This window comes from Desulfofundulus thermosubterraneus DSM 16057, from assembly GCF_900142025.1.
In the GTDB taxonomy this organism is placed as follows: Bacteria; Bacillota; Desulfotomaculia; order Desulfotomaculales; family Desulfovirgulaceae; genus Desulfofundulus; species Desulfofundulus thermosubterraneus.
In genome coordinates, this window is sequence record NZ_FQZM01000093.1 from 1 (window position 1) to 1,573 (window position 1,573).

The 1,573-nt window shown below is 47.7% G+C and carries 3 protein-coding genes; 2 read left to right on the top strand and 1 reads right to left on the bottom strand.

The window, feature by feature from the left end; genetic code table 11:
* Nucleotides 1–177: 177 nt before the first annotated feature.
* A complete protein-coding gene (locus tag BUA65_RS17515) occupies nt 178–531 on the bottom strand; it encodes a Spy/CpxP family protein refolding chaperone (protein ID WP_242656394.1) in 354 nt (117 codons plus the stop codon).
* Nucleotides 532–840: 309 nt separating this feature from the next.
* Here BUA65_RS17515 and BUA65_RS18480 point away from each other — a divergent pair, with 309 nt between their 5' ends.
* Together BUA65_RS18480 and BUA65_RS18095 are read left to right on the top strand one after the other, a co-directional pair.
* Nucleotides 841–1,185: a MauE/DoxX family redox-associated membrane protein gene (locus BUA65_RS18480; protein ID WP_072871693.1), complete on the top strand. Its 345-nt coding sequence runs from the start codon at nt 841–843 to the stop codon at nt 1,183–1,185.
* A 110-nt stretch (nt 1,186–1,295) separates the two neighbouring features.
* On the top strand, nt 1,296–1,496 hold the full coding sequence (locus BUA65_RS18095) for a hypothetical protein (RefSeq protein ID WP_131821557.1): 201 nt from the start codon (nt 1,296–1,298) through the stop codon (nt 1,494–1,496).
* The last annotated feature ends 77 nt before the right edge of the window (nt 1,497–1,573 follow it).

Sequence of the window (1,573 nt, forward strand, 5' to 3'; positions counted from 1 at the left end):
TATGCGATCTAAGTTAGTGATAGGTATTGGGTGAACTTGATCTGACCCTCTGCGAAAGCCTTGATTTTTAAGGTTAAGAATTTTGCAGGTCACACAAATTATCTAAAATAAGTAAGAGAGGGGAATGATTTCCCCTCCCTGAACCGGCCGGCTTATTTAAAAACCTTAGGTAATTTATTAGTTAGCCCCGTTAAACCCGCTAAACCCGCAGGCGCCGTATTTACCAAAGCCTCTCATCTTGGCCATCTCCGCCAGTTGTTCAGTGGTTAGTTGAGATTGCATCTGCTCCCTGGTTTGCATCTTGATTTCATATAACTGGCTCTTCAGATCGTTGATTTGCTTGATTTTGACGTCAATCTGAGCCTGGTCGGGGTCCTTTTGCAGACGGTACTGTCGCAGGTCAAACATCAAGTCCCGCAGCTTGTCCCGCAGGTCTCCGGTTTGCTCGAAACAGTTCTTTTGCAGCTGCTGTATCGTTTCAATTTGCTGGTCGGTGAGGTTTAAGGCGTCTACCAGGCTGACCCAGTTCATCCGCGGGCCACCGCCCCAGCCCATGCCGGCGGCTGAAGCCACGAATGGCAAAAAATAGTAGTTATAATAGTTAGCAGGGTTGAAGGATGCCAGTAAACCACCAGTTCCATATTGAAGCGCATCAGATTAAAAGCAAAATTGCCATCTTTTTATTGCCCTATGTTTCGGAAAAGGAGCGTTCGTATGTCGACAAGCAATGGAAGTAAGCAAAAGAATAATAACCGTGCTGCACCTAAAAAACGACTGACCGTCGTTGCGCTTAAACAATGCCTGTTATTAGTTATCATCGCGTGTTTACTCGGCGCCTCGGTGTACAATTATAAACTCCTGCCGGATGAACTGATTGGCCCGGTGGCTGTGGCCATCCCGTGGATAGAAACTTTGGCCGGGGTTTGTTTGTTGTTGGGATTAAACACAAAAGGCGGCGCCCTGGCAATATCCGGGTTGCTAGCCATGTTCATTACCATTTTAATAGTTAGTGCCGCCCGCGGTCTGGACGTGGAGTGCGGTTGTTTCAGCGGAGTGGAAAGAACGGTGGGTTTTCTGGCCATTTTTGAAGATATGGTCATGCTGACCGGTGCCCTGTTTGTCCTTTACTTTGATCGAGTCAAACTAACCCCATATACATTCCTTACCAGGAGAAACAAGTCATGAAAGGAGGCAACCCTATGCATGTGTTTAAAAATATAGGCGCCGTGCTTGTCCTGGTACTGGTTTTATCAATAGGCTCGGTGGGGTGATCAAGTAGCGGGGAAAGTACTGCCGTGCAAGCGCCGTTAGCGTCTGCATCACCTGAGCGGCAGGATAATTCAAATGTAATAAATACTGATGAAAAACAGCCCGGCCAGACTGCTTCGGCTGTTTCCCCACAAGGCCCGCCCATCGCCCGGGAAAACGCCGGCCAGGTTAAGGAAATCAACGCCCGGGAACTGGCTGAAATGATATCTTGTCAATTCTCACTTTAATTTAGCCCAACCCCTGCCCATTTTCGCAGACTAAACAATCTGCAACTATTTCCGATACCAGAATAATCTGCAACTGC